The organism is Halobacterium zhouii, from assembly GCF_021249405.1.
GTDB lineage: Archaea > Halobacteriota > Halobacteria > Halobacteriales > Halobacteriaceae > Halobacterium > Halobacterium zhouii.
The window spans coordinates 1,468,316-1,492,711 of record NZ_CP089593.1 but is presented as its reverse complement, the minus strand read 5'-3'; the positions used below and the strand labels follow the sequence as shown (position 1 = coordinate 1,492,711).

Genomic DNA, 24,396 nt, shown 5'->3' with positions numbered 1-24,396 from the left:
TAATATTTGCTGTCGTAGAATATTCCCCGTAGTTATCGCATCAGTTTGAGCACGGTGAGCGTCTCGAACGGAAACGACTCCTCGCGCACGGCGACCGCAGAGAAGCCGTAGTCGTCGGCGTACTCGACGACCTCCTCGACGCCCGTGAGCGTGCTCACGAGCACCAGCGCGAATCCGCCGGGCGCGAGCACGCGCCCCACCGCCTCGAGGAACGGCTCGACGACCGCGCGGCCGGTCTCGCCGCCGGAGAGCGCCACCTCCATCCAGTCGTCGCGGTCGGCGTCCTCGTCCCGCGGCAGGTACGGCGGGTTGAACAGCACCGCGTCGAAGGCGCCGTCCCGGAACCCCGAGACGAGGTCCGTGCGAACCACGGGTACGCCGCGGTCCCGCGCCTCAGCGCACGCGAACGGGTTCAGGTCCGATCCTACGACCGTCGCGCCCGTCTCGTCGGCCACCGTCGCCGCGACCCATCCTGAACCGGTGCCGACCTCCAGCACGCGACTGCGCGGGGCGATCTCTTCGACCGCCGCCGACGCCAGCAGGTGTGAGTCCTCGGCCGGCTGGTAGACCGACGTCTCGGTCCCACGGCGGTCCGCGAGGTCAGTCATCCTTCTGCTCGACGCGCTCGACGGCCGACTCAGGGCTGTCGCCGTCGGCAGCGTCCGTGCTCTCGTTCGCGTCCCCGTTCCCCTCCTCGCCGCCTGTTCTCGCTGCGTCGTTCCCGTCCCCCGCTGGTTCGACTGCGGATTCGAGGTCGTTCCGCTCGGCCGGCGGGTCGTGGTCGACGTGAGCGACTCGGCTCTCGTCGGTCGTGCTGTCTGCTCGTCCTCTGTTCGCGTCACGACCCGGGTCGTCCATCGGCCCAGTACCCTGTGCCTGGCCGCCCGGAGCGGCAGTGGCCGGCGATTGCTGCACCTGGAACCCGCCGCCCGCGTCGCGCGCCGACAGCGACCGCTGCGGGAACGGGATGGTGATGCCCGCCTCGTCGAACGCCGACTTCACCGCGCTGATGACCGCCGTCTGGGCCCGCCACATCCGGCGCGCGCTCGGCTTGTCGATCCAGAACCGCAGATCTAGCACCACCGAGGAATCCCCGAACTCCTGGAACACCACCTGCGGGCGTGGCACCGTCAGGATGTCCTCGACGTCGGACATCGCCTCCTTGGCGACCTTCCGCGCGCGGTCCACGTCGGTCCCGTAATCCACGCCCACCTCGACGTGGATGCGGAGTCGTCCCTTCCGCGAGCGGTTCACGATCTCGTTCGACCCGACGTAGTCGTTCGGCAACATCACGTACTCGCCGTCGAACGTCTGCAGGCGCGTGTTCACGATGGTGATGTCGGTCACGATGCCGTCCTTGTCCCCAACCTTCACCCAGTCCCCGATCTCGAAGGGGCGGGAGAACATCAACACGAATCCCGCGATGACCGCGCCGATGGTCTGTCTCGCTGCCATTCCGACGACGATGCCCGCGAACCCAGCACCGATGAGCAGTCCGGAGAGATCCACGGACCAGAACCCGAGCACCGCGAGGAGCGCGAGCACGTACACGCAGATCTGGACGATGCGGTACGTGACCTCTGCCTGGTGGTCGGTGATGCCGTTGTGCTGTTTCATGAACCGCCCGACCATCCGGTGAACGACGCCCGTCGCGACGTAGACGACCACCAGGAACGTCATCGTCATGAACACCCGAACCAGCAACTCCACTTGCACCCTCAGGCTGGTGACCGCCGCCCACGCGCTCGTCTCGACGTTCCAGACGACCGCGAGCGCGCCGCTCGCAGCGACGAGTGCGGTTATCGAAGCGAAGCCTGCGAGCACGCGCCACAGGCGGGAATCCCGCCGCGCACTCTCCCGTCGCGCGACGAAGAACACCGCCCCGAGCAACAGGAAAGTCCCGATGGACACCGCCACCCGCTCGGCCGTACCCAGGTGCCCGAAGGCCACCTCGAACGCCGCGAACCAGCTCACTCCGACCCACCCTTCTCGCTGCCAGTTTCGCGCTCTACGTCTGCGGCGACCGTGGCGAGTTCCGCGAACGTCGCCGGGTCGAGGTCGCCGGGCCGCTTCCGGAGCACGTCCTCGTCGATGGCAGCCACGACGGCGTCCGGGTCGTCCAGTCCAGAGATGTGGGCCGTGTTCCGGATGGCGTTGCGCACGTTCTTCCGGCGCTGGGTGAACAGCGCCTTCACGAAGCCGAGGAAGAACTGCTCGCCGACGGCCTCGCTGTCACCGGTCTCGGTTCCGACGTCGTACTCCGGTTCCCGCGGCGTCAACCGCACGACCGCGCTCTCGACCCGTGGCTGTGGGTCGAACGCCTCCCGGGGAACGGTCTCGACCACTTCGACGTTCGCGTAGTGCTGCGTGGTCACGGAGAGCCGCCCGTACTCGCTCGTTCCCGCCTCCGCGGCCATGCGCTCGGCGAACTCCCGCTGGTACATCGACACCGCCGGCTTCCCCAGCGGGAGCAGGCGGAACGTTACCTCACTCGATACGCCGTACGGCAGATTCGAGATAGAGCACGTGTACTCCGGGAGGTCGACCTCGAGTGCGTCCCCTTCGAGTACGTCGAGTCGCCCCGCCTCGACCTCCGCCGCGAACTCCTCGCGCACGAACGCCGCGAAGTCGGGGTCGCGCTCGACCGTCGTCACGTGGTCTGCGACGTCGAGCAGTCGGTCCGTTAGCGCGCCCGTCCCAGCACCGACCTCCAGAACGTGGGACCGGTCGAACGCCTCTGCGTACGACGGAATCCGGTCGAGGACGCGGTCGTCCACGAGGAAGTGCTGGTCGAACTCGGGGTTCGGACGCCCCGCTCGGCGGATCAACGCGTCCGGGTCCCTCGGCTCGGTCATTACCGGGGCTAACCACTGAGGCGACCTAAAGCCTGCGAGTACGCGAGAGGGACGTTTCGCTCCCGAATGCTCAGCGTCTGTTTGCGTCGACTGACCGAACCTGCGGACACCCAGAAAGCCCCGACTCGCTGCAGTCGCGCGACTCGCTGCGCTCCTCGGCCTACGGCCGGCGGTGCTTGCGTCGTCGGGCTTCCTGCAGCGAGTCGCCCCTTTCAGTCCTCCCGGTGGCCGGTTGGTCAGCCGGCAGGGAGGGACTGAAAGGGGCAGCGCGCTCGCGGGCGGAGCCCAAGTCCGTCTCAGCGACCCCTATCCGCGGTAGCGGATATGTTGCTGAGCGGGCGCGAGCGCGCTGGGGCTTTCTGGGTGTTCTCGGAGAGAACGGAAGGAAGCTCAGACACAGATGTTTGGGTGCTTCAGGGAGAAAATCAGGCAACAGGGGCTGAGACGCCCTGAACAAAACTAACGGTGGAACCTAGGAGCCGACGAAGTTCTGGTACTTCAGGTCGTCCTCCTGTATCTCCTCGAGGATGCGGTCGATGATGACCTCGCGGGGGTTGTGGAGGCCGGAGACGCGGTCCTCGAGGTCGTCGAAGCTCTCGAACGGGCCGTGGCGTTTGCGTTCGTCGAGGATGTTGTCCCGGAGTTTGTCCCCGATTCCCGGGAGGAGGTTGAGCTGGTGGAGGCGGAGCGAGATGGGTTGGGCGTCGTTGTAGAAGTCCACGAACCGCTGTTCGTCCTCGTCGACGATGTCCTCGACGACGTAGTCGAGTTCGGAGCGCGCGCCGTCCGAGAGGTCCTCGTAGTCGACGACGTGGCCGCGCGCGATGCCGGCCTCGAAGTCCGGGCGGATGCGCACGTGGTCGAGGATCGAGATGTCGGCGTCGGCCTCGAGTTCGAGTTCGTAGAGCGTGAAGTCGTCGATCGACGCGGCGTACGCAACCGGAGAACCACCGAACCGACCGCCGGAGTTGCCGTGCGCGAGGAAGTCGAGCACGACGGCGAACTCCTCGTCCGTCGAAGACGTGTCACTCATACGGAGGAGTACGCCCAGGCGATACTTAAACGGTCGGCCGTCAGTTCGATTGGATGTCCAGAACTGCGTGCCGGAAGCGCGCACCGACCGGAGATGGAACCGACCGGAAAGAGAGAAGCTGGGCGTCCGCGAGAAGGGCGGTCGTCCTCAGGCGTACTTCGCCACGACGTCGAGGATCGAGTCGAGCTCGTCGCCGGAGAGCGCGTAGCGCTCCTGAGCGAACACCGCGCGCAGCTCCGTGCGAGTGCGCGGCAGCAGGTCCGCAATCTTGTACGCGACGGCCTCGTCCTCGACGGCGTCCAGGTCGAGGAGCTCCCCGACGAGATCGCGGGATTCCTCGGGTTCGAGGATGGCGAATCGGTTGACGTGCTCGACGGCTCGCGCGAGTTCGTAGCGGAGTTCGCGCTCCTCGTCGGCGGCGCGTTCCTCCTCCACGTCCGCGAGCAGTTCCTTCGCCTCCGAGACGGTGAGGAACTCCTCGTCGAGCGTCTCCTTGAAGATAGTCATTATTCCTCCTGCGCGCGGAGGTGGGCGGGGTTAGCGAGTAGGACCTTCTCCTTGCCGCCGTCCGAGATCTTGACCTTGTAGGAGGTGCCCTGTTTGCCGACCACGGTGCCGGTGTGGCCGCTGAATCGAGCGTGGAAGCGACCCTCGCGGATGCTTGGGTCGATCTTCAGGTGGACTTTCTGTCCGTCGTCGAACTCTGCGACCGACCGCTGGGGCGGGGAGGTCCCGCGCTCTCGCGGTTTGTTCGAGAGTTTCTCTCGAGTGCTGTTGAGGGGTCCGTTGGAACTCGGCATAGTCGTATGCCATCTTTACTGCCGTCCCAGTTATAAAACGCACGTTACGAACCGAGCACTCCAGTGGACACGCGCCTGCCGGTGAGAGGGAACGAACAGACCTAACTCGCGGGCCGCCAATCTCCGACCATGAGCGAGGACGACGAGCGCTTCGAGACGCGCGCCATCCACGCCGGCCAGGAACCCGACGAGGAGACGGGCGCGCTGATGACGCCCATCCACGCGAACTCCACGTACGTCCAGGACGGCCCCGGCGACCACCGCGGCTACGAGTACAGCCGTACCGGGAACCCGACGCGGACCGACCTCGAGGAGAATCTTGCGAGCCTCGAGGGCGGCGAGTTCGGGCGGTGTTTCTCATCGGGAATGGGCGCCATCAACACCGTGTTGAATCTCCTCGAATCGGGCGACCACGTGGTCGCGGGCGACGACGTCTACGGCGGCACGCACCGCATCTTCACGCAGGTGTACGAGGAGTACGACCTCGAGTTCGACTTCGTGGACACGACGGACCACGACGCAGTCCGGAGTGTAATGCGGGATTCGACGGAACTCGTCTGGGTGGAGACGCCGACCAACCCGCTGTTGAACGTCAACGACATCGGCGCGCTCGCGGACATCGCCCACGAGCACGACGCGCTCTGCGCGGTCGACAACACGTTCGCCACACCGTACCTCCAGCGCCCACTCGACTTCGGCGCGGACCTCGTCTGCCACAGCCTCACGAAGTACCTCGGCGGCCACTCGGACCTCGTCGCTGGCGCGCTCGTCACCGACGACGCTGACCTCGACGAGCGCCTCGGGTTCTACCAGAACTCCGTGGGCGCGACGCCAGGCCCCTTCGATTGCTTCCTCGTCCTCCGCGGCACGAAGAGCCTCGGCGTGCGCATGGACCGCCACTGCGAGAACGCCAGCGAACTCGTCGCGTGGCTGGACGACCACGACCGTGTCGACCACGTCTACTACCCAGGGCTCGAATCCCACCCCCAGCACGACCTCGCCGCCGAGCAGATGGACGACTTCGGCGGGATGCTCTCGTTCGAACTCGACGCCACCCTCGAGGAAGCCAGCGACGTCGTGACGGAGACCGAGGTGTTCACGCTCGCGGAGTCCCTCGGCGGCGTCGAATCCCTGATCGAGCAGCCGGCGGCGATGACCCACGCAGCCATCCCGGAGGAAGAACGCGAGGCCGCGGGACTCACGGATTCGCTCATCCGCGTGAGCGTCGGTATCGAACACGTCGACGACCTGAAAGCCGACCTGAAGCAGGCGTTCGACGCCGTGTTGTGAGGGCTGCTGACCGCGGGACGCCCCAGTAAAACGAGCGTTTGACTCCCGAGAAAGGGTTTATCTTCGGCGTTCGTCGAGTGAATCGTGAAACGACGCGCCCTCCTCGGCACGCTCGCTACGACGGCGTTTGCTGGCTGTACCAGCGTTCTCGGCGACAGTGCCAACACGACCGACGACCCGACCACCACGGACGAACCCACCGACTCACCGGAGACGACAGAGCCGACGACCGAAGACGAGTTCTTCAGCTACCACATCGACGACGTTCAGACCGACGACGCGCCAGTGGCCGACGTCACCATCGACGTGACGGTAGAACAGCAGTTCGCGCTGGAGCACCCGGCAGTGCTCCGCGTCGCGTTCACGAACGACGCCGACGAGGCCCGCGAGTTCCAGTTCGGCTCGCTCGTCCCGTGGGACGAACTCTGGGGAACGCACGAGGACGACACGAGTGAACTCCTCCTTGCGCCCGGGACGAGTGTCGTTCCGGACGAACCCGAGGACGACTGCTGGCGCGCGACGGACGGCGTTGCGCTCCCGATGGTGATGAAATCCGAGACGCTCGACCCTGGCGAGACTCGCATCCACGACTTCCGCGTGCTCGCCACCCACGACAGCGAGAACTGCTTCCAGTCTGGTACCTACCGCTTCGAGGACGAGGGCTACCTCGGCGAGGGCTGGGGGTTCAGCGTACACGTGGTCCCGATTGTGGAGTAGAGCAGCGAGTAACCGACACAGCCCGTATCGCCAGCATTCGCGGGGCGAGTGACTTGAAAAGTCCGAGCCCCGCGATTCACAGCGCTCTGCGCGCTGGCCGACGACTGAACGGAACGCTCGAAGAGCGTGGAGTGAAGGAGGAGTGCTTTTGGCCGAGCTTTTACCGAGGCGCGGCGAAGCCGCGCCACAGTGTAAAAGGTCGTTATATACGCCCGACTTCTTCGACGGAGACGGATTCGACGCCCTCGACGTTGCCGAACGCGTCCTCGACGGCTTCCGTGCCGCCGGCGTCGTCGGGGACGATGACGGTGGCGAGCAGCGCGGTGAGGCCGAATGCGACTTCGTCGGTGTCCGTGCCGTTGATCTTCGCGCCCTCGGGGAGCGACTCGGAGAGTCGTTCCTGGAGTTCGTCAAGGTCGGCTTCGGGGCTGTCCGGCATGACCTTGAGGACGGCGGCGACCTTCCCCATCGTTACGGCCCCCGGAACCCGCAGTCGGGACACTCGTAGAGGTTGCTCTGCTTGCGGCACTTCGAGCACCGGTAGATCTGGGTGCCGCATTCCGGGCACTTGAACGCTGCAGCGGTCGTGCCGGAGATGTTGATGCCGCAGGAGACGCACTTTCGCGCCTGCTTGGCTTCGCTCATACACCCTGTTTGCAGACGGACGTATTTTAACCATTTCTTTCGACGCCGAGAGATGTCCGGTATCGCCGGTCGACCGGGCGGGTGGCGTCGGCTGTCGCTGGCGTTGCGCGTTGCGGCCGAAAACTGGCCACCACGCCTTTGCGGAGCGAGCCCAACCGTTCGCCCATGCCGTCGTATCCGAATCCGGACGAACTGCGACGGGGGATGACCGTCGAAATCGAGCAGGGACACGACAAAGACCCGATCAAGGGCGACGTTGGCGTAGTACTCGGAGATGCCGAGCCGACCGGCGCGACAGTCAAGTTGAAATCCGGCGCGAAGGGGCGCGTCCGTGACATCGTTCCGGAGGAGACCGACCGCGAGCAGCCCCGGTAGTCGATCCAGCGCACGCTCCGGAAACCGCTGGTCCGGCAGACGTGGGTTTAAACGCGAGCGGCGAAATTCCCAGGTATGAGCGAGCAGGGATGGTTCGCGGGCGTCGACCGCGAGGACACGGAGTCTGCCGCCGCGTCGGTTCGCGACGGGAGCGCGCCTGGCCCGAACGAGTGGCCGCGACTCGCGGTCGAATCGGGGTTCGCCGCGGACGAGGACGACTACTACGAGGCGCTTCACGAGGCGACGCTCGCGGGGACGCGGGCCGCCGTCAGGGAGCGCGAGCGGGCCGACGACCAGCAGTTGATGCACGCGGTGCGCGCGATGGACGACCTCGCGGACGCCGCGAACGAACTCGCGGAGCGCGCGACGGAGTGGGCGGGGAGCGTCTTCGACGACGTCTCCAGCGGTGTCGAGGGTGCGCGTGACGTCGCTGCGCGCGACGCGTCGGACGCGACCGAGGAGCGCGTCGTCTCGCTGTGCCAGCGCGTCGTCGACCTCGTGGACGAACGGGACGCCGAGCGCGCGTACGTCGAGCGACAGGCGCCGACCGTCGCGCCGAATCTCGCTTCACTCGCCGGCCCGGTGCTCGCGGCACGCCTGATCGCGCTCGCGGGCGGCCTCGAGGACCTCGCGAAACAGCCCTCGGGGACGGTCCAGGTGCTCGGCGCGGAGGACGCGCTGTTCGCGCACCTCCGCGGGCACGCGTCCTCCCCGAAGCACGGCGTCATCTACACCCACGAGTACGTTCACGGCACGCACCCGGACCAGCGGGGGTCGGCCGCGCGCGCGCTCGCCGGAAAACTCTCCATCGCGGCGCGCATCGACCACTACTCGGGGGACCTGCGGCCCGAACTCGGCGAGGAGTTGGACGAGCGCATCGCGACCATTCAGGAGCGTGAGAACGAATGAGTCTGCCCGACGGCGTCGAGCGGCGCGACTTCGAGGGAGACGGCGACGAGGCGGACGCGCAGTCGCTCGCGACGCGCGGCGACCCGGTGTACGGCGAACCCGTCGTCGAGGGCTGGCGGCGCTGGAACCCCGACCGCTCGAAACTCGGTGCGACGCTCGAACTCGGCGTCGATACGGGACTCGCGGGCGGCGACAGCGTGCTCTACCTCGGCGCGGCGAACGGCACGACCGTGAGCCACGTCGCTGACTTCGCGGGCCCGACGTACGCCGTGGAGTTCGCGCCGCGCTCGACCCGCGACCTGCTCGACGTCGCCGAGGATCGCCAGAATCTCTTCCCGCTACTGAAGGACGCCCGGAAGCCCGAGACGTACGCCCACGTCGTCGAGAGCGGCCTCGACGCTATCGTCCAGGACGTCGCGACGCGCGGGCAGGCCGACGTGGCGCTCGCCAACCGCCAGTTCCTCGCGGACGACGGGCGACTCGTCGCTGCCATCAAGGCCCGCAGCGAGGACGTGACCCGGGACCCGGAGGCCGTGTTCGCGGACGCGCTGGACACACTCCGCGAGGGCTACGAAGTGCTCGCGACCGAGCGCCTGGAACCCTTCCACGACGACCACCTGGCTGTGGTCGCGACGCCCCTGTAGGACGGAATCGCTTCGGTTTGCGGCTTAGACGCTCTTGATCGGAACAGAACTGCTTTCGCAGACACCCAGAAAGCCCCGGTAAGCTACGGTCGCGCGCCTCGCTGCGCTCCTCAGCCTTCGGCTTGCGGTGCTTGCGTCGTCGTGCTTCCCGTAGCTTACCGCCCCTTTCAGTCCCCCTCAAACTGGTTGGTTAACTGGCAGGGCGGGACTGAAAGGGGCGGCGCGTTCGCGCTTGCGTGGTCGGTTCGCTGGCCGCTATCTGCGAACACAGTGAGCAGATATGCCAGCGAGCGACCGCGAACGCGCCGGGGCTTTCTGGGTGTTTGCAGATGTGGACGTGTCGTCTGATGCTTTTTGGCTGGTGACGGAACCAAGAACACGCACGTTGGCATCCTCTACGAGAACAAACCACGCCAGTCCGCCGACTTCCAGAACTATTTACGCGCGGCGGGAAAACGAACGGGCGAGTATGGACGCGGGTTCGTCGGACCGGTTCACCGAGTTGGGGACGCTCGGCGTCGAGGAGGAGTTCTTCGTCGTCGACGGCGAGGGCGTTCCGACGGCGGGAACCGACGAGTTGGTGTACGAGTCTCCGCCGTCGGGCGTGCTCTCCGGCCGACTCGACCACGAACTGTTCAAGTTCGTCGTGGAGACCCAGACGCCGAAGCTCTCCGGTCCGGGCGAGGTGTCGGCGGCGGTCCGGGAGGTGCGTGACGCGCTGGTCGAGCACGCCGAGTCACAGGGCTACCGTATCGCTGGCGCGGGCCTCCATCCGGCCGCGCGGTGGCGCGAACAGGAGCACGCCGAGAAGCCCCGGTACCGGAGTCAGTTGGACCGAATCCAGTACCCCCAGCACCGGAACACGACCGCGGGACTGCACGTTCACGTCGGTGTCGACGACGCTGACAAGGCGGTGTGGGTGGCAAACGAGTTGCGTTGGTACGTCCCGGTGATGCTGGCGCTGTCCGCGAACTCGCCGTTCTGGGACGGGCACGACACGGGGCTGGCGTCTGCCCGAGCGAAGATATTCGAGGGGTTGCCGAACACGGGGATGCCGACGGCGTTCGACTCCTTCGAGGCGTTCGAGTCGTTCGAGCGCCTGCTGGTGGAGAACGGCTCCATCGCCGACCGTGGGGAGCTCTGGTTCGACGTGCGCCCGCACACGGAACACGGGACCGTCGAGTTGCGCGCGCCGGACGGGCAGGCCGACCCGGCGGTCGTCGAGGCGTTCGTCGAGTACACGCACGCGCTCGTCGTCGACCTGGCGGAGCGCTACGAGGACGGCGGATCCGGGAACGGACTACGGCGCGAGGTGCTCGACGGGAACAAGTGGCAGGCGATCCGGTACGGGCACGACGCGTCGTTCGTCGACCGGAACGGCGAGGGATCCGTCTCGCTGGGCGACGTGGTCGAGCGGGAGTGTGACCGCCTGGGCGTGTCCGGAATCCGGGAGGTGTACGATGCCGAGTCGGGCGCGACTCGCCAGCGACGACTCCGCGAGGAGGAGGGGGCGAGAGCGCTCTACGAGTCGCTGGTGCTGTGAGGGACTGCGCGGGTTCGTGGTGCTTGGAGTTCGTGGTGCTTGGAGTTCGTGGTGCGCTGCGAGTTCGCGATGCGCTACAAGCCCGCGGTGCCGTGACGCGTTGCCGGTAGTGGTGGGAGACTCTGTCGTTCCGCCGAAGGGTTTTTTCTCGCGTGACGCTTTTGTCGCAGATGAGACGACGCATGTCTGAGGAGCCTTCGGACGACGACGACGGAACGGAGAGACGGTCGGCGCGAGACCGACTGGGAGAGGAGAAGGAACGCGCAGTCGCGGGCTTCGACCAGCGAGTCGTCGACATCCTCTCGTGGGTGCTCGACACGGAGACGCGCGCACGCATCTTCGTCTACCTCCGACGGGAGCCCTGGAGCACGAGCGAGGAGGTGGCCGACGGCACCGGCCTCTACCCGTCGACGGTCCGGGAGGCGCTCGCTGAACTCGCCGACGAGGAGACCGTCGAACGCCGGAAACGACAGAGCGAGGGCGCGGGCAACAACCCCTACGAGTACACCGCCATCGCGCCGAGTGACCTCGTCAGCGGCGTCGTCGGTCGCGTGCAGAACGAACTGAACACGGTCGTCAACCTCGACTCCCACCTGGGGAACGGCGAGGAGACGACCGCCGAACCCGTTCACATCGAAGTCGAGGACGGGACGGACGTCCAGGCCGAGGTCGGCGACGCGGAGGCCGAGGTGGACACCGACGTGGAGGCCGAAGCGGACGTCACCGGCGACGGGGCTGAACTCGAGGGCAGTGTCGGGGCCGAGGTCGACGCCGGTGACTCGACGGCGGACGTCGAGGCGGAACTCGACGTCGGCGACGCCGACGCAGACGAACAGAGCGGAGACGACGAGGAAGCGAGCGGTGACGAGCAGTCAGCCAGTGGTGAGGACGAGCAGGCGGACAGTAGCGAGACCGGACAGGCAGACGGCGACGAGACGGCCGGTACGTAATCCCAACTGCTAAACGAGCGCGGCGTCTCCGCTGGCGCATGGACGTCGCTCTCGGTGGCACGTTCGACCCGGTCCACGACGGGCACCGGAAACTGTTCGAACGCGCGTTCGAACTCGGTGACGTCACGGTCGGATTGACGAGCGACGAGTTGGCGCCGGCGACGCGGCACGTCGACCGCGTCGTCCGCTCGTTCGACGAACGGAAACGAGATCTCGAAGCCGAACTCGCGGCGTTCGCGTCCGAGTACGACCGCGAGTTCGACGTGCGGCGACTCGACGAACCCACTGGCATCGCCACCGAACCGAAGTTCGACGCGCTCGTGGTCTCGCCGGAGACCAGGGAGACTGGCGAGCACATCAACGACCTCCGCGCGGAGCGCGGCCTCGACTCCCTCGACATCGTCGTGGTCGAGCACGTCCGTGCGGGGGACGGCGACATCATCTCCTCGACGCGCATCGTCCAGGGCGAGATCGACGAGCACGGAAACCTCACGCCCGACCGCGACGGTCGGTGACGGTTCGGTTGCCGGGGTACGGTTCAGTCGTCAGGTAACAGACCCTGTCGCCGTCGACGCCTACCAGGACGGCGCGCGGAACCCTGCTTCCTCGAGTAACTCCTTCCAGCGCGTCTGGATCGAGAGTCGCGAGACGCCAGCGGCGTCCGCGACCGCGGTCTGGGAGTGCTGGTCGCCAGCGATGAGCGCGCCGGCGTACACGCTCGCCGCGACCGCCGCGGCTTTCGACCGGTCCTCCTCGGGCACCGCGGACAGGAAGAGGTCTTTGGCGGTCGAGCGCGCTTCCGCGTTCAACTCGAGGCTGTCCGCGATGCCCTCGAGTTCGTCTAGCCACGCCCGCTGGTCCACTTCGTCTCCGGCACGGTACATGGTCGTGGGTTAGTCCTCACGAACGTAAATCTTCGCTGGCACTCCCGGTTCGGCGGGTTCGCCGGGCGGGGCGGAACGGAAATCTCATTTGTGTCCCTCGGATAGACTGTGGTGCGCGCGGGTAGCCAAGCCAGGAAACGGCGCAGCGCTTAGGACGCTGTCCTGTAGAGGTCCGCCGGTTCAAATCCGGTCCCGCGCACTGAGCGACCGAAGGGAGCGAAGGAGCAGGGCCGGTTTGAACTCTGGAAGGAACGCGCAGCGAACGGGGCGAGCGAGCATTTCTTCTTCCGGTTCAAATCCGGTCCCGCGCATTTCCGGCGAGCGTAGCGAGACGTGAAATGCGGAGGATTTGAAGCACGGAAGACGAGCGTGAGTGAGGCTTCACCGATTCAAATCCAGTCTCACGCACGTTCTACCTGGGATTCCACCGTTCGAATCATGTGTATTGGGGGGATATTACAATTCTCTCGAAGGTCTAGATTCGAATCGTTCCCGAGTCAGCAGAACGATGCCAAGGAACGGGTCTACGCCGAGTAGTTGTGTGGGAGAGAAACAAGAGAGCTGGTCAGGAGCCCCGGTCCTTAACCGTCTCGCGCTCCTTCGAATGTATGACGACGAGGCGGGACGTGGTGTACGCGGACTGCCGAACACGGTTTCCAGAGAACAGCCGTTCCAACAACTGCGATTCCGCGCATCCCCGCTGTCCGTTTCCACAGTTCCCTATGACCGATTCCAGTGAAGTAGACCATGGCCTTCGAGGCGACGTGACAGAGTACCACCAGCACACCTTCGACCCGACAGCGGATTCCGTGAGTGACGAACTCGTTCACGCTGTCGCCGAGTTCGACGATGCGGAGCCGACGGAGTTGACGATTCTCGCGAACGTGGTCGACCCGGACGCCCTCGACGCGCTGTTCCAGTCGCGTCGGAATGGCCCGTCGCGTGACACCACCGGGGAGGTCGTGTTCACGTACGACGACCACCCGGTCGAAATCACGTTCGACGGCTCGATATTTATCGGCGCCGAGGAGTCCGGAGACGACTGACGCCCCGGGGCTGTGGCCGCTTGAGAGCCAGCGTCTCCTGGACTACGACGCGTCAGTCACGACGAACGTGAGTTCCGCGAGTTTCAGGTCCGACCCCGAAAGATCCTGCAGCCGGCTGGCCGAGACGGTCTTGATGTTGCCTGAGACGTCGAACGCGAGAACGTCGCTAGCAACACCGACGTCCAGCGATTCGATCTCGAGTTCGGCGGCGTTCTCGCAGTCGACGACGATGCGGTCGTTTTCGCTGGTGGTCTGGTTGTCGGACATGGTGGCTCAGGGTGCGGAACGCCCGATACCGTGTGATGCGAACTGCATCGGGCCACGCGGACAACGCCTACTCGCACAGTGTGTAACGAGTTGTTCCAGTTACAACATAGTCGTGGAACCAGATAAACAACGGGGCTGGTGGACACCGTCGCTGACGGGTCTTGAGCGTGGGCCGGCAGTGGTACGGGGAAAGCGGTGCGAGTGGACGTCGACACGGATGAGGAACACCGACCAACGAGCTGGCGGCACGGCGACCAACGAACCGGACGATGACGCACGTCTGACACTCGCCCGCTAACCTTTTTGCGAGCGGGGTGAGTGTGTACGGCAAATGGCTCGCCCAGCGGACCTTCTCGACGACATCCTCGACGACATCGACGCACTGTTCCTCTTCTCTCCGAGTGGATCGTACTACGAGCGCGCGCAGGCCATCGACGGCGTCGACGTGGTCGTGGTGTCTCCGGAGAACACAGTGAGCGCCGACCGCTTCGTGGAACTCCCAGTGGAGTTCAAGGACGTCCGTGAGCGCATCCGCTTTGGCGTCGAGGGAGCGCTCTCGGAGGGCGTCGTCGAGGACGGCGACGACGTAGCGTGCGCGGCGCCGTTGCTAGGAGAGAACATCGACATGGTGGTTCGGACCACGGTCGACGAGTCCGCCCACTCCGGCATCTACAATCTGTTCGCGCACTCTCGGGCGGACCCCGGCGTCATCCGTGACGTCTTCGAGGTCGCTATCGAACTCGGGAAGAAGGGACAGAAGGGCAAGCCGGTGGGCGCGCTGTTCGTCGTCGGTGACGCCGGGAAGACGATGAACAAGTCCCGGCCGCTGTCGTACAACCCCTTCGAGAAGAGCCACGTCCACGTCGGCGACCCCATCGTGAACGTGATGCTCAAGGAGTTCTCGCGGCTGGACGGCGCGTTCGTCATCTCTGATTCGGGGAAGCTCGTGAGCGCGTACCGCTACCTGGAGCCGTCCGCGGAGGGGACAGACATCCCGAAGGGACTGGGCGCACGACACATGGCGGCGGGCGCCATCACGCGGGACACGAGTGCGGTCGCAATCGTACTCTCGGAGTCAGACGGGCTGGTGCGGGCGTTCAAGGGCGGTGAGATCGTCCTCGAACTCGACCCGGAGGAGTACTGAGATGCCCGTGGACTTCGGCTGGCTCCCCGACACCGACTTCCGGTTCGTGCTCGCGTCCGTGGTGTTCTTCACGGGTCTGGTACTCGGCTACCTCGTCGGTCGCGTGAACGAGCGCGTGTTCTACGCACTCGGCGTCGACGAGGCCGTGGAGGGGACGAGCATCGAGCGGATGGCCCGCGAGATCGGGTCCTCGACGGTCGCGCTCGCGGCCCGGTTGACGTCCTGGATCATCTACGTTGTGTCCGCGCTCATCGCCCTCGAGGTGGCGGAACTCTCGGGCGCCATCGGGGTGTGGTACGAACTCGCGGGCTTCCTGCCGTCGTTCGTCGTCGCGGTCATGGTGTTGTTACTCGGCGTGCTCGCCGGCGACAAGGCGGAACTGGTGGTGCACGAGTGGCTGCGGAGCGTGAAGGTGCCCGCAGTCGCCGTGCTTCCGCGCATCGTGAAGTACACCGTCATTTTCGTCGCGGTGCTCGTCGCGCTCTCGCAGGTTGGCGTGGAGGTGGGCGCGCTCGTCGGATTGTTGTTCGCGTACCTCGGTGCGGTCATCCTGTTCACGCTGGTGGCGACCCGGCACCTGCTCACGTCGGCGGCTGCGGGCGTCTATCTTCTGCTCCAGCAGCCCTACGGCATCGGTGACCGGGTCGCAATCGGTGACCACGAGGGAATCGTCCAGGAAGTGGACGTGTTCGTGACGCGCGTCGAGGACGACGACCACGAGTACGTCGTCCCGAACCATCTGGTGTTCCGCCGCGGCGTCGTGCTGGTGCGGGAATGAGCGCAGTCGCCACGGCACTCACTGTCGGAACGTGGCTCTTCTTGCTCGCAACCGGCTTCTGGGCGGTGTCGAGTGTCCGCGTCCGACGGGGTGCAAGTCGCCCGACTGGAGGCGTATGGGTGCGCGGCGTCGGCGCAGTCGCCGTCGTAGGAGGCACAACGGCGACGGGTTTGTTCTTCGTCCGCCCACCACTCGCCGTGTACGCACTAACCTTGGCCGGCGTGCTGGCGTACGTGGCGGGTGTACTGGACGCGTCCCGGGCGGCGGCGACGGCGCTCGACGCGGCCGGCCCGACCGCCCCCGCCACGCGCCGACTGCGGGCGTTCTGGTGTGCCGCTGGCGTCTACTACCGGGGGACGCGTCTGTGCCTCGCGCTGTCGCTGGGGGTGTTCTTGCTGGCGGCGCTCACGGCGGCGCTGTCGGTTACCGAACTGGTTAGCGCGGTGGGCGCCGTCGCACAGGGGGGCGTGATGGCGTGCGTCGTGTGTCTAGCTACGGTGGGCGTGTTCGTACCCACGCCGCGCGACGAGGCGGTCACCGAAGCCGTCGCTGAGGCGGTTCGACGGTCGCGTTCCTGACGGGTGTCGTTGTTCACGCCCCCGCGATCTCGTCCCGGGACTCACTCCCGTTCGACGGGTTCGGCGGGGACGCCCGCGACGGTCGCCCCCTCGGGCACGTCGTCGGCGACGAGGGAGTTCGCGGCGACCTGGGCGTCCGCGCCGATGCGGACGCCGGGGAGCACGATTGCGCCCGCGCCGATCATCGCGCGCTCGCCGACGACGACGTCGCCGGTGCGGTACTCGTCCTGGAGGAACTCGTGGCAGAGCAGGGTGGCGTCGTAGCCGACGATGGCGTCGTCGTGGACGGTGACGCGTTCGGGCCAGAAGACGTCGGGCGTTGATTCGAGGCCCCAGGTGACGCGCTCGCCGACGGTGACGCCGATAGTCGATAGCAGCCAGTTCTTCACGCGGAGACTCGGTGAGATCCGCGCGAGCACCACGACGACGTAGTTGAGCGCGACGCGAAGCGGGTGTTTGGCGTCGGTCCACTGCCAGAGGGAGTTCCCCTCGCCCGTCGTCGGGTGGCGGTCGAGTCGGTCGTGGCGCGTCGGCACGGGTGGCGGTTCGCTCGCCCGCGGCATCAACCCACCTGTTTCGACTTGCGTCGAAACGCAGATTTATTATCGTCGAACTCAATTCGTCTACTGACGAACGATGACTCGACAGTTGCCGACCAACGTGGAGTCGCCGCGCGGGAAACTCGTCTACCTCTATCTCGCGACGCGACAGGGCGCGACGCTCGACGAACTGCACGCGGAACTCGACCTGCCGAGGATTACGCTGTACAGCGTACTGAAGACGCTCCGCGGTCGCGGCGTGGTCGCCCAGGACGGCGAGCACTACCTCACGTCCCAGGCTCCCTGACCGTCCGTCCCACCGACGGCCGCTTTCGGCGGTCACCGCCGAAACTGTTCTCGCGGCGGTGCCACAACGCCCCGGTCACACGACCGAACTCGAGGTCCGGGGCCGAAGTCCAAACAGTTACGGAATCGGCCCACCGCCGTCGTAGCGTGCGCTTTGGCATCATCAGCACGGCGAACATCGCGGCGAAGGCGGTCGCTCCCGCCATCCAGAACTCCGACCACGAGTTGCGAGCGGTCGCGTCCCGGGACGCGGACGCCGCGGCGGCGTTCGCCGACCGCCACGACGTTCCCGAATCGTTCGATAGCTACGAGGCGCTGCTCTCGGCGGACGTAGACGCCGTCTACAACCCGCTTCCGAACGCGCTCCACGCCGAGTGGACGAAGGACGCCGCGGACGCCGGCCTCCACGTGCTCTGTGAGAAACCGCTCGCGGCGAACGCGGCGGAAGCCCGCGAGGTCGTCGAGCACTGCCGGGACGCCGGCGTCACGCTCTCGGAGGCGTTCATGTATCTCTACCATCCGCGGACGCAGCGCGCCCTCGAGGTCGCACGGACGGAACTCGGGGACGTTCGGCACGTCAACGCGGCGTTCAACTACACGCTCTCCGGCCGCCCGGACGACGTCCGCCTGAACCCCGAACTCGCGGGTGGCGCGCTCATGGACGTCGGGTGTTACGCCGTGAGCACCGCCCGACAGTTCCTGGGGGAACCTCACCGCGTCTCGGCGAGCGCGCACGACGCCCGCGACTGTGGCGTGGACACGGAGTTCGCGGCCACGATGTCCTTCGACGGCGGCGCGACGGCCACCGTCGAGGCTGGATTCGAGACGCCCGCCCGCCAGCGCTACCGCGTCGAGGGGACCGACGGCTGGCTGGAAGTTCGGGATGCCTACAACACGCCCGAGCAGCCGGTGCTCCGGTGGGGCGACGGCGAGAAGACGGTCGAGGAGACGTTCGACCCGGCCGACCAGTACCGCCGCGAGGTCGAAGCGTTCGCCGCGAGCGCCGCGGACGGAACGTCGCCGCGCACGGACGGCGAGGAAGCGATAGCCAACATGCGGGTCATCGACGCGCTGTACGAGTCCGCGGACACTGGCGAGTCCGTCTCGCTCTGACAGAGCCGTGACTCAGTTCCGTTCTTGAGACCCGTACTCAGTCCTGATTGGACCAGAAGTGCTCGAGTTGCGGACCGAGGAACTCCGGCGTCATCCGCGTGAACTCCTCGCGTTCGGCCGGCCCGAGGTAGCCGTGTACCGAGCGGGGCGCGCCCTCGACGTAGCGCCGTCCGACGAACACGCGCGCGCCGACCTCCTCCGGGCCGCGGATCACGCGCCCGATGGCCTGCCGTGCGCGTCGCACCGCGGGCACCGTCAGCGCGTACTCGAAGGCGTGGTTCTCGCCGAACGCGTCGGCGTACGCCCGCCGGACCGCCCGGACGCGGGGCGACCCGACGTTCACGAGCGGCACGCCGACCACTGCGCACGCCGCGAGTTTCTCGCCGTCGTAGTCCACGCCCTCCGTGAGCGTCCCGCGCGTGCTCGTGACGAGCACCTTCCCGTCGCCCGCGAAGAACTTCCGCTTCAACTCCTCGGTCGCCTCGTTCGAGGAGGACTCGTCCACGAGCACGTCCTTCTCCACTTCGCCACGGAGATACTTTCCAGCCCACTCGGCCTCCCGGTAGTTCGGCATACAGACGAGGACGTTGCCGGGCGAGCGCGCGACGGTCCGCAGGACGTAGCGGTACTCTTCTCGAGTCCGGTTGTCGTTGTCCGGACTCGGGTCGCCACGATTTCGCGCGGTGAACGGCGTGGCATCCACGAGGAAACTTGCGCGATTCTCCCGCGGGAAGCGGAGGTCGTAGCGCCGCTCGACGATCGGTTTCGGGTCGCCGTCGCCGGCCCCCGCCTCCAGACGGTCGAGGCCGGTGACCTCGCGGAACACGTCGAGGGGTTCGAGCGTCGCGCTCATCAACACGCCGCCGCCCAGTTCCGCGAACGTCTCGCGGAGCGCCCTCGCGGGCATACAGTTGTACGTGACGAGCGCCGGCGTGTACGTCTCCGCCCACGGCGCGCCCGCCCGCCCGGACTCCTTGGGCGCGTACTCTAGCTCAATCTCCCGGAAGTACGTCGCGTGGTCGCGCTCCCACCACCGCTGGAGCGTGATACCGACTGCGCCACACACCGCCGAGCGCTCGCCGTCGTCCTCTAGAATCGCCTCCACGGCGCTCCCGACGTTCGCCAGCGAGCGCCACAGGCCACCCGTGTAGCCGTTCTGCTCGGCCCACTCCGTGAGGTCGTCTGGCTCGTCCGTCTCCGGGTCCCGGAGCGGGACCTCGTGGTCGCGCTCCGGCAGACCGCGGGGCTGGTTCGGCGAGAACCCCTCCTCGGCCAGATACTCCGCGACGCGGTCGTCCAGCCACTCCAGCACGTCGCCGAGGAACTCCACGACGCGCTCGACGGTGTCCAGGGTGAGGTCGTAGCTCGCCAGGTGGTCCTTGACCTGTTCGCGGTTCTGGCTGCTCTGCTTGGCCTGCGTGAGCAGCGTTCGGAGGTCGTTGCGAGCGCGGGCGAGGGTGTGCCGGCCCACGCGGTCCGAGAGCAGGTCCCGAACGCGCTCCTCGAGGCGGTGGGCCTCGTCCACGATGACGAACGTCTGCTCGTCGAGCAGGTGCTCGGTGAGTCCCCGGGTCTTGGGGTCGAAGAGGTGGTTGTAGTTCCCGATGACCACCTCCGCGTGGTCGAGCATCACCTGCTGGACGCGGTGCGGGCAGGTGCCGTGTTCGACCGCCGCGGGCAGGAAGTCCTCGCTCGTCGCGACGTTGTGCCGCCCCTCCTCGAACCCGACGGGCGACCCCTTGTTCCGGCCGTACCAGTCCGCCTCGAACGGGCAGAACAGCGGCGGGTCGCCCTCCGCGAGGTCCTCGGGTGCGCTGGGCTGCTGGGGAATGTACGGCGACTCCGCGTCCGCCGTCGCCAGCGACCCGGTGTCGAGTCGCCCGTCACCGTCCGCCCGCGCGGAGCGCGCGAGGTCCCGGCCCAGTACGGGGTCCCACCACGGGTCGTCGAGCGCTTCGTCCGCGCGGAGTTCCGTCAGTTCACGAGCGTCCTGCCCGTCGAACTGTCCATCGTCTCCTTCTACGAGGCCGGCCGTGTTCTCACGGAGGTCCTCGCAGCGGTCGTGGACGCTCGAATCCGGCGGGAACGCGTCCTCGCGGCCGTACGGACAGAGGTCGCGCTTCCCGACGAGCGCGACGCCGTCAAGCGGGTCGTCCAGCCCCGCGTTCATCTGCCGGAGGTCCGCGACGAACTGCTCGAGTTGCTGTTTCACGGGCGTCACCACCAGCACGCGCTCGTAGTCCTCGGTGTCGCGCACGTGGTGGGCGGCCGCCGTCAGCGCGGCCATCGTCTTCCCGGTGCCACAGGGCCCCTCCATCGCGAGGTAGCCGCCGCGCTCACCCGCGTCGATGGCGGCGTCGATGGCGTCCGCCTGCTGGTCGTAGGGCGCGTCGAATCCGAAGAACTCCCGCCACCCCGGCTCGTCGCCGTCGTCGGCCATTCGCTATTTGGTGGGGCGTCCTGCCGTAAGAAGTTGCGGAATCGCGGCGGCTACAGCCAGCGGTCTGCCTCGCCGATGCGCACGTCGTGGCGGTACTGGCGAACTGTCACGTTGGTCGCTACCGTCCGCGTACGCGAAGACGACTGCGAGCCCGTCTACGGTCGCCGTTAGCGCGTTCGCGGACGCCGAGAGCGTGCCGTCGCCATCGTCGTCCGAGTTGCTTCGAGTTCGCACGCGAAAGCGTCGGTCAAGACCGGCAAAACAGTGTCGCCGTCTCGGAAAACGGTGCCGCCGTCAGTCGAGTTGCGGGAGGTCGAGCGGAACGGCGCCCTTCGTGTACCCCTCGACGGAGCCGTCCGGGCGCACCCGAAACACGACGGCCGGGCGGTGGTGGACCTCGGGTTCCTCCGCCCGAATGCTCGCCCAGTCGTCGTCCGGGAACGACGTGCAGTCCACGAACAGCGCGACGCCGCCGGCGTGGGCGTCGAGTTGCCCGCTCGTCTTGGTCTGGGCGGTGTCCTTCACCGCCGCGACCGGGGTGCCCGCAGCGCGGTCGTTCGTCGGCACGGGCCGCGTGACCTCCGCGAGCACGCCCTGCTCGCCGTCGCGGTCCGCGCGGAAGTCCAGAAAGTGCCCGGTCGTCACCTCGATCTCGGGCGTGATCTCGTAGCCCGCCTCGGTGAGCAGCCACGCGGCGTCGAACTCGCCCATCGCGCCGTTCGCCCGCGCCAGATCGAGGTACGAAGAGGAGCCGAGTTTCCCCGCCATGATGTGCCGGTCGTCGTCGAGTGGGACCGTCTTCAGCACGTTCTCGTAGAAGTCGAGTGCGTCCTCCGGGTCGGCGTCCGGGAATCCAGCGGACTCGTCCGCGAAGAACGCCCGCGTCGTCTCCCGGCCGTCCTTCGAGAGGAACACCGGGAGGAAGAACCACGACACGTACGGGTAGTCCGCGAGCCACGGGTCCTCGTCGTGGAGTTGTGCGAGTAGTTCGCGTTGCGCCCACCGCGTCACCTCGTAGGGAGCCTCGGAGAACGACTGCTTGTTCGTCCGCCACAGCACCTCCGGCGTCTCCGTGTTCCCCATCCACCACGCGCCGTCGTCGTTCCACGCGAACAGCGCCGTGTCGCCGTTGTCCATGTCGAAGCGCCGCGCCTCGTACCCCGAGGGCGGCTTGAACCACGGCGACGAGGACTCTGCGCCGAGGTTGTCGTCCAGGTCCGAGTAGATGCGTGCGTCGACGCGGTCGCTGTTCCAGCCCTCGTGCGACCGCCTGAATCGCAACGGCTGAGCCACACCTGGTCTAGTCTCGGGGAACAGATACGTCTATCGTCACGCCTCAGATGCTGCCGGTCACCTGGGTCTTCCGCCCTCGCTGCGTCGTCACACAGCCTCGACGCGCCGGAGTTCCTCCCGGTGATACGGGAGCGCGTCCCGGCCGTACTCGTCGAAGCGCACGACGTACCGCATTCCGTGTTCGGACTCCACGACGCCCGTGACGACGCCGTCGTCGCCGTAGTGCTCGTGCAGTCGGTAGCCGTACACCGCGAGTTTCGCCCGCTCGCCGTCCTGGCGGGTGACGCGCACTCGCTCTCCGAGGCGGAGTTCGCCCGCTCCCTGTGGCATGATAAACCGTACCATTCGAGGGGCCATGTGTTTTTCGCCGACTCCGCTTCGACGCCGTCACGCCACGAGGTTCGAGACGAGCGCGTCGAGTCGCCGAATCTCGTCGTCGTTCATCTCGTGGCCCAGGCCGTCGTAGAGTCGCACCGTCACGTCGGCGCCGAGCCGCTCGAACGCGCTCCCCGATTCCCGAACGCGGCCGTCCGGAACGTACTCGTCGTCGTCACTGCACCCGAGGAAGATGGGCGTCCCGTCGAGACTGCCGTCGCGCTCCCCGCGAACCTCGGGGCCGAGTAGACTCCCCGAAAAGGCCACGAGGCCGCCGTAGCGACGAGGGTTCCGCGCGACGAACTCGCACGCGAGACAGCCACCCTGGGAGAATCCGAAGACGAGCACCCGCTCGGGCGGTACGCCCGCGTCGGCCGCCACGTCGAGTGCGTCCCGAACGCGCTCCAGAGCGGACGAGAACCACGGTTCGTTCTCCTCGAACGGCGCGTACCCAGACCGCGGATACCACGTCCGACGGGCGGCCTGCGGCGCGAGGTACAGCACGCCGTGGTGATGGAACTCATCGATCAACCCGAGTACGTGCTTCGCCGTCGAACTCCGCCCGTGGAGCATCACAACGGCCGCTTCCGCCGCCTCCGGTGGCGCGCCAGCGGTTTCGAGCGGTTGGCCGCGGTGCGGGTCGTCCTCGAACTCGACGAGAAACGGGTCGGTCACTCCGACGCCTCCAGTATCGCGGGCACGTCGAGCGGCGGAAGCTGCCCCTCGATCATCTCTCGGTCCTCCTCGAGCCACGGCGGGAGGTACAGCGACTCGCCGAGCGTGTCGACGTCGGCGTCGGCCGTCAACCCCGGCCGCTCCGTGGCGAGTTCGAACAGGATGCCGCCCGGTTCGCGTACGTACAGCGAGTGGAAGAAATGCCTGTCCTTCACCCGGGAGACGTCGTAGCCGCGCTCCCGGAAGAGGTCGTGCCACTCGTAGAGTTCGTCCTCGCTCTCGACGCGCACCGCGACGTGGTGGAACGACCCCGCGCCCTCGCGGCCGAACTCGGCGTCCCGGTCGAGCAGATCGACGACGGTCGCGCGGTCGCCGGGCGCCTGGTACCGAACCCGGTCGCTCTCTTGGTCGAGCAGGTCGAAGCCGAGCGTCTCCAGGAGGCTCGCGGTGACGTAGACGCTCGCCGACAGCAGCGTCACGCCGTCGATACCGCGAATCGCGTGCTCGACAGGAATCGGACCGCCGTCCCACGGCTCGACCGACGACTCCCCCGTGACGAGTTCGAGACGCGTGCCGTCCGGGTCGCGGAACCGGAGCCCCGACTCCTCGAACCGCTCGAACGGTCCCTCTACGTCGACGCCGTGTTCGGTGAGTCGCTCCTGCCAGTAGTCGACGGCGCCCCGCGGAATCACGAGCGAGACGCTACTGACCTGTGGCTTCCCCTCCCGCCCCGGCTCCTCTCCGGGATACGGGAAGAACGTCAGCCCGGTGCCCGGCGACCCCGTCTCGTCCCCGTAGAACAAGTGGCGTGTGAACTTCTCGTTGAAGTTCACCGTCTGCTTCACGAGGCGCAGACCGAGCACGTTCGCGTAGAACTCGACGTTCCGCTGCGCGTCGCGAACGATGCCCGTGACGTGGTGGATGCCGGAAGTATCTGTGAGCATTCTCTGTCTCAGACGTCCGTACTTCGGCTCCAGCGCACATATCCGCTTGGCATGAGGGGATTTGAACCGATGGAAGACTCACTACCGCTCGTCTTCCAGGGTTCAAATCCCACCGCTGGCGACAGCGTCCGTCGCTCGCACCGGACGGAGCCGGTGCTCGGCGACGTAGTTGCAGAGAGCCAGGGGTGGGATTTGAACCCACGAATTCTCGATTACAAATCGAGTGCTTGCACCGCCCAAGCTCCCCTGGCGC

29 protein-coding genes, 2 tRNA genes and 1 pseudogene are annotated in these 24,396 nt (G+C 67.0%); 15 read left to right on the top strand and 17 right to left on the bottom strand.

Going from position 1 to position 24,396, the window contains the following annotated elements; all coding sequences use genetic code 11:
• Window positions 1-32: 32 nt before the first annotated feature.
• The 6 genes from LT970_RS07685 to LT970_RS07660 form a co-directional block, all read right to left on the bottom strand.
• Window positions 33-608 carry a HemK2/MTQ2 family protein methyltransferase gene (locus tag LT970_RS07685; protein WP_232685875.1) on the bottom strand — a complete coding sequence of 192 codons (576 nt, stop codon included), beginning with the start codon at window positions 606-608 and terminating at the stop codon, window positions 33-35.
• The gene (locus LT970_RS07680) at window positions 601-1,974 is read right to left on the bottom strand and encodes a mechanosensitive ion channel family protein (protein ID WP_232685874.1); all 1,374 of its coding nucleotides are present in this window, start codon (window positions 1,972-1,974) and stop codon (window positions 601-603) included. The genes LT970_RS07685 and LT970_RS07680 overlap by 8 nt, the downstream gene beginning before the upstream one ends.
• Window positions 1,971-2,855: a 16S ribosomal RNA methyltransferase A gene (locus LT970_RS07675; protein ID WP_232685873.1), complete on the bottom strand. Its 885-nt coding sequence runs from the start codon at window positions 2,853-2,855 to the stop codon at window positions 1,971-1,973. The genes LT970_RS07680 and LT970_RS07675 overlap by 4 nt, the downstream gene beginning before the upstream one ends.
• Before the next feature lie 472 nt (window positions 2,856-3,327).
• Window positions 3,328-3,888: a DUF655 domain-containing protein gene (locus tag LT970_RS07670; RefSeq protein ID WP_232685872.1), complete on the bottom strand. Its 561-nt coding sequence runs from the start codon at window positions 3,886-3,888 to the stop codon at window positions 3,328-3,330.
• Window positions 3,889-4,035: 147 nt separating this feature from the next.
• Window positions 4,036-4,395: an RNA polymerase Rpb4 family protein gene (locus tag LT970_RS07665; RefSeq protein ID WP_232685871.1), complete on the bottom strand. Its 360-nt coding sequence runs from the start codon at window positions 4,393-4,395 to the stop codon at window positions 4,036-4,038.
• Window positions 4,395-4,688, bottom strand: a complete 294-nt coding sequence (locus LT970_RS07660; RefSeq protein WP_232685870.1) for a 50S ribosomal protein L21e — start codon at window positions 4,686-4,688, stop codon at window positions 4,395-4,397. Before LT970_RS07660 ends, LT970_RS07665 begins: the two co-directional genes overlap by 1 nt.
• A gap of 129 nt (window positions 4,689-4,817) precedes the next feature.
• Here LT970_RS07660 and LT970_RS07655 point away from each other — a divergent pair, with 129 nt between their 5' ends.
• Window positions 4,818-5,978 (top strand): cystathionine gamma-synthase, encoded by a 1,161-nt coding sequence (locus LT970_RS07655; protein ID WP_232685869.1) that lies wholly within the window; start codon window positions 4,818-4,820, stop codon window positions 5,976-5,978.
• 84 nt (window positions 5,979-6,062) lie between these two features.
• The gene (locus LT970_RS07650) at window positions 6,063-6,695 is read left to right on the top strand and encodes a hypothetical protein (RefSeq protein ID WP_232685868.1); all 633 of its coding nucleotides are present in this window, start codon (window positions 6,063-6,065) and stop codon (window positions 6,693-6,695) included.
• 202 nt (window positions 6,696-6,897) lie between these two features.
• On the opposite strand, the gene LT970_RS07645 is transcribed toward LT970_RS07650, so the two are convergent.
• Window positions 6,898-7,164, bottom strand: coding sequence for an elongation factor 1-beta (locus tag LT970_RS07645; RefSeq protein WP_232685867.1), 267 nt, complete (start codon window positions 7,162-7,164; stop codon window positions 6,898-6,900).
• A 2-nt stretch (window positions 7,165-7,166) separates the two neighbouring features.
• Window positions 7,167-7,340 (bottom strand): HVO_2753 family zinc finger protein, encoded by a 174-nt coding sequence (locus LT970_RS07640; RefSeq protein ID WP_232685866.1) that lies wholly within the window; start codon window positions 7,338-7,340, stop codon window positions 7,167-7,169.
• A 165-nt stretch (window positions 7,341-7,505) separates the two neighbouring features.
• On the opposite strand from LT970_RS07640, the gene LT970_RS07635 reads away from it, so the two are divergent.
• The 6 genes and pseudogenes from LT970_RS07635 (at window position 7,506) to LT970_RS07610 (ending at window position 12,276) form a co-directional block, all read left to right on the top strand.
• Complete coding sequence (locus LT970_RS07635; RefSeq protein ID WP_232685865.1) at window positions 7,506-7,715, top strand: hypothetical protein; 210 nt, start codon at window positions 7,506-7,508, stop codon at window positions 7,713-7,715.
• A 75-nt stretch (window positions 7,716-7,790) separates the two neighbouring features.
• A complete protein-coding gene (locus LT970_RS07630) occupies window positions 7,791-8,624 on the top strand; it encodes an NOP5/NOP56 family protein (protein WP_232685863.1) in 834 nt (277 codons plus the stop codon).
• Entirely contained in the window at window positions 8,621-9,268 is a 648-nt protein-coding gene (locus LT970_RS07625) for a fibrillarin-like rRNA/tRNA 2'-O-methyltransferase (protein WP_232685862.1), read from the top strand. Before LT970_RS07630 ends, LT970_RS07625 begins: the two co-directional genes overlap by 4 nt.
• Window positions 9,269-9,737: 469 nt before the next feature.
• Window positions 9,738-10,811 (top strand): glutamate--cysteine ligase, encoded by a 1,074-nt coding sequence (locus tag LT970_RS07620; RefSeq protein ID WP_232685861.1) that lies wholly within the window; start codon window positions 9,738-9,740, stop codon window positions 10,809-10,811.
• A gap of 182 nt (window positions 10,812-10,993) precedes the next feature.
• Window positions 10,994-11,557 (top strand): annotated as a pseudogene (locus tag LT970_RS14675) (ArsR family transcriptional regulator); the annotation flags it as partial.
• 242 nt (window positions 11,558-11,799) lie between these two features.
• Window positions 11,800-12,276, top strand: a complete 477-nt coding sequence (locus LT970_RS07610) for a phosphopantetheine adenylyltransferase (RefSeq protein WP_232685860.1) — start codon at window positions 11,800-11,802, stop codon at window positions 12,274-12,276.
• 60 nt (window positions 12,277-12,336) lie between these two features.
• On the opposite strand, the gene LT970_RS07605 is transcribed toward LT970_RS07610, so the two are convergent.
• Window positions 12,337-12,645 (bottom strand): transcription initiation factor IIB family protein, encoded by a 309-nt coding sequence (locus LT970_RS07605; protein WP_232685859.1) that lies wholly within the window; start codon window positions 12,643-12,645, stop codon window positions 12,337-12,339.
• Between the two features lie 115 nt (window positions 12,646-12,760).
• Between LT970_RS07605 and LT970_RS07600 the strand changes: the two genes are divergently transcribed.
• Together LT970_RS07600 and ddfA are read left to right on the top strand one after the other, a co-directional pair.
• Window positions 12,761-12,844: transfer RNA gene (locus tag LT970_RS07600), tRNA-Leu, on the top strand.
• A gap of 565 nt (window positions 12,845-13,409) precedes the next feature.
• The gene (ddfA, locus tag LT970_RS07595; protein WP_232685858.1) at window positions 13,410-13,691 is read left to right on the top strand and encodes a DdfA family disk-determining factor; all 282 of its coding nucleotides are present in this window, start codon (window positions 13,410-13,412) and stop codon (window positions 13,689-13,691) included.
• Between the two features lie 42 nt (window positions 13,692-13,733).
• Here the strand turns inward: ddfA and LT970_RS07590 are convergent, their stop codons facing one another.
• Window positions 13,734-13,958, bottom strand: a complete 225-nt coding sequence (locus tag LT970_RS07590; RefSeq protein ID WP_232685857.1) for a hypothetical protein — start codon at window positions 13,956-13,958, stop codon at window positions 13,734-13,736.
• Between the two features lie 331 nt (window positions 13,959-14,289).
• Between LT970_RS07590 and dacZ the strand changes: the two genes are divergently transcribed.
• The 3 genes from dacZ to LT970_RS07575 are packed head-to-tail and all read left to right on the top strand — an operon-like array spanning window position 14,290 to window position 16,458.
• Window positions 14,290-15,102, top strand: coding sequence for a diadenylate cyclase DacZ (gene dacZ, locus LT970_RS07585; RefSeq protein ID WP_232685856.1), 813 nt, complete (start codon window positions 14,290-14,292; stop codon window positions 15,100-15,102).
• Window position 15,103: 1 nt separating this feature from the next.
• Window positions 15,104-15,880 carry a mechanosensitive ion channel family protein gene (locus tag LT970_RS07580; protein ID WP_232685855.1) on the top strand — a complete coding sequence of 259 codons (777 nt, stop codon included), beginning with the start codon at window positions 15,104-15,106 and terminating at the stop codon, window positions 15,878-15,880.
• Window positions 15,877-16,458, top strand: coding sequence for a hypothetical protein (locus tag LT970_RS07575; protein WP_232685854.1), 582 nt, complete (start codon window positions 15,877-15,879; stop codon window positions 16,456-16,458). The genes LT970_RS07580 and LT970_RS07575 overlap by 4 nt, the downstream gene beginning before the upstream one ends.
• 41 nt (window positions 16,459-16,499) lie before the next feature.
• Here LT970_RS07575 and LT970_RS07570 read toward each other — a convergent pair whose 3' ends face one another.
• Complete coding sequence (locus LT970_RS07570) at window positions 16,500-17,021, bottom strand: acyltransferase (protein WP_232685853.1); 522 nt, start codon at window positions 17,019-17,021, stop codon at window positions 16,500-16,502.
• Between the two features lie 73 nt (window positions 17,022-17,094).
• On the opposite strand from LT970_RS07570, the gene LT970_RS07565 reads away from it, so the two are divergent.
• Complete coding sequence (locus tag LT970_RS07565) at window positions 17,095-17,304, top strand: helix-turn-helix domain-containing protein (RefSeq protein WP_232685852.1); 210 nt, start codon at window positions 17,095-17,097, stop codon at window positions 17,302-17,304.
• A 146-nt stretch (window positions 17,305-17,450) separates the two neighbouring features.
• Complete coding sequence (locus LT970_RS07560) at window positions 17,451-18,416, top strand: Gfo/Idh/MocA family protein (RefSeq protein ID WP_232685850.1); 966 nt, start codon at window positions 17,451-17,453, stop codon at window positions 18,414-18,416.
• A 37-nt stretch (window positions 18,417-18,453) separates the two neighbouring features.
• Here the strand turns inward: LT970_RS07560 and LT970_RS07555 are convergent, their stop codons facing one another.
• The 6 genes from LT970_RS07555 to LT970_RS07530 form a co-directional block, all read right to left on the bottom strand.
• On the bottom strand, window positions 18,454-20,856 hold the full coding sequence (locus LT970_RS07555) for an ATP-dependent DNA helicase (protein WP_232685849.1): 2,403 nt from the start codon (window positions 20,854-20,856) through the stop codon (window positions 18,454-18,456).
• Between the two features lie 294 nt (window positions 20,857-21,150).
• Window positions 21,151-22,149 (bottom strand): DUF5784 family protein, encoded by a 999-nt coding sequence (locus LT970_RS07550; protein WP_232685848.1) that lies wholly within the window; start codon window positions 22,147-22,149, stop codon window positions 21,151-21,153.
• A gap of 87 nt (window positions 22,150-22,236) precedes the next feature.
• Window positions 22,237-22,479 carry a hypothetical protein gene (locus tag LT970_RS07545; protein ID WP_232685847.1) on the bottom strand — a complete coding sequence of 81 codons (243 nt, stop codon included), beginning with the start codon at window positions 22,477-22,479 and terminating at the stop codon, window positions 22,237-22,239.
• Between the two features lie 57 nt (window positions 22,480-22,536).
• Window positions 22,537-23,199, bottom strand: coding sequence for an alpha/beta hydrolase (locus tag LT970_RS07540; RefSeq protein WP_232685846.1), 663 nt, complete (start codon window positions 23,197-23,199; stop codon window positions 22,537-22,539).
• Window positions 23,196-24,143, bottom strand: a complete 948-nt coding sequence (locus LT970_RS07535) for a VOC family protein (protein WP_232685844.1) — start codon at window positions 24,141-24,143, stop codon at window positions 23,196-23,198. Before LT970_RS07535 ends, LT970_RS07540 begins: the two co-directional genes overlap by 4 nt.
• Window positions 24,144-24,320: 177 nt before the next feature.
• Window positions 24,321-24,394: transfer RNA gene (locus LT970_RS07530), tRNA-Thr, on the bottom strand.
• Window positions 24,395-24,396 lie beyond the last annotated feature (2 nt).

What these genes read in the sequence shown, in the direction of transcription:
- LT970_RS07685 (WP_232685875.1), bottom strand. Translation starts at nt 608, where the DNA reads ATGACTGACCTCGCGGACCGCCGTGGGACCGAGACGTCGGTCTACCAG.
- LT970_RS07675 (WP_232685873.1), bottom strand. Translation starts at nt 2,855, where the DNA reads ATGACCGAGCCGAGGGACCCGGACGCGTTGATCCGCCGAGCGGGGCGT.
- LT970_RS07670 (WP_232685872.1), bottom strand. Translation starts at nt 3,888, where the DNA reads ATGAGTGACACGTCTTCGACGGACGAGGAGTTCGCCGTCGTGCTCGAC.
- LT970_RS07665 (WP_232685871.1), bottom strand. Translation starts at nt 4,395, where the DNA reads ATGACTATCTTCAAGGAGACGCTCGACGAGGAGTTCCTCACCGTCTCG.
- LT970_RS07660 (WP_232685870.1), bottom strand. Translation starts at nt 4,688, where the DNA reads ATGCCGAGTTCCAACGGACCCCTCAACAGCACTCGAGAGAAACTCTCG.
- LT970_RS07655 (WP_232685869.1), top strand. Translation starts at nt 4,818, where the DNA reads ATGAGCGAGGACGACGAGCGCTTCGAGACGCGCGCCATCCACGCCGGC.
- LT970_RS07645 (WP_232685867.1), bottom strand. Translation starts at nt 7,164, where the DNA reads ATGGGGAAGGTCGCCGCCGTCCTCAAGGTCATGCCGGACAGCCCCGAA.
- LT970_RS07640 (WP_232685866.1), bottom strand. Translation starts at nt 7,340, where the DNA reads ATGAGCGAAGCCAAGCAGGCGCGAAAGTGCGTCTCCTGCGGCATCAAC.
- LT970_RS07635 (WP_232685865.1), top strand. Translation starts at nt 7,506, where the DNA reads ATGCCGTCGTATCCGAATCCGGACGAACTGCGACGGGGGATGACCGTC.
- LT970_RS07630 (WP_232685863.1), top strand. Translation starts at nt 7,791, where the DNA reads ATGAGCGAGCAGGGATGGTTCGCGGGCGTCGACCGCGAGGACACGGAG.
- LT970_RS07625 (WP_232685862.1), top strand. Translation starts at nt 8,621, where the DNA reads ATGAGTCTGCCCGACGGCGTCGAGCGGCGCGACTTCGAGGGAGACGGC.
- LT970_RS07620 (WP_232685861.1), top strand. Translation starts at nt 9,738, where the DNA reads ATGGACGCGGGTTCGTCGGACCGGTTCACCGAGTTGGGGACGCTCGGC.
- LT970_RS07610 (WP_232685860.1), top strand. Translation starts at nt 11,800, where the DNA reads ATGGACGTCGCTCTCGGTGGCACGTTCGACCCGGTCCACGACGGGCAC.
- LT970_RS07605 (WP_232685859.1), bottom strand. Translation starts at nt 12,645, where the DNA reads ATGTACCGTGCCGGAGACGAAGTGGACCAGCGGGCGTGGCTAGACGAA.
- LT970_RS07590 (WP_232685857.1), bottom strand. Translation starts at nt 13,958, where the DNA reads ATGTCCGACAACCAGACCACCAGCGAAAACGACCGCATCGTCGTCGAC.
- dacZ (WP_232685856.1), top strand. Translation starts at nt 14,290, where the DNA reads ATGGCTCGCCCAGCGGACCTTCTCGACGACATCCTCGACGACATCGAC.
- LT970_RS07580 (WP_232685855.1), top strand. Translation starts at nt 15,104, where the DNA reads ATGCCCGTGGACTTCGGCTGGCTCCCCGACACCGACTTCCGGTTCGTG.
- LT970_RS07575 (WP_232685854.1), top strand. Translation starts at nt 15,877, where the DNA reads ATGAGCGCAGTCGCCACGGCACTCACTGTCGGAACGTGGCTCTTCTTG.
- LT970_RS07570 (WP_232685853.1), bottom strand. Translation starts at nt 17,021, where the DNA reads ATGCCGCGGGCGAGCGAACCGCCACCCGTGCCGACGCGCCACGACCGA.
- LT970_RS07565 (WP_232685852.1), top strand. Translation starts at nt 17,095, where the DNA reads ATGACTCGACAGTTGCCGACCAACGTGGAGTCGCCGCGCGGGAAACTC.
- LT970_RS07555 (WP_232685849.1), bottom strand. Translation starts at nt 20,856, where the DNA reads ATGGCCGACGACGGCGACGAGCCGGGGTGGCGGGAGTTCTTCGGATTC.
- LT970_RS07545 (WP_232685847.1), bottom strand. Translation starts at nt 22,479, where the DNA reads ATGCCACAGGGAGCGGGCGAACTCCGCCTCGGAGAGCGAGTGCGCGTC.
- LT970_RS07535 (WP_232685844.1), bottom strand. Translation starts at nt 24,143, where the DNA reads ATGCTCACAGATACTTCCGGCATCCACCACGTCACGGGCATCGTTCGC.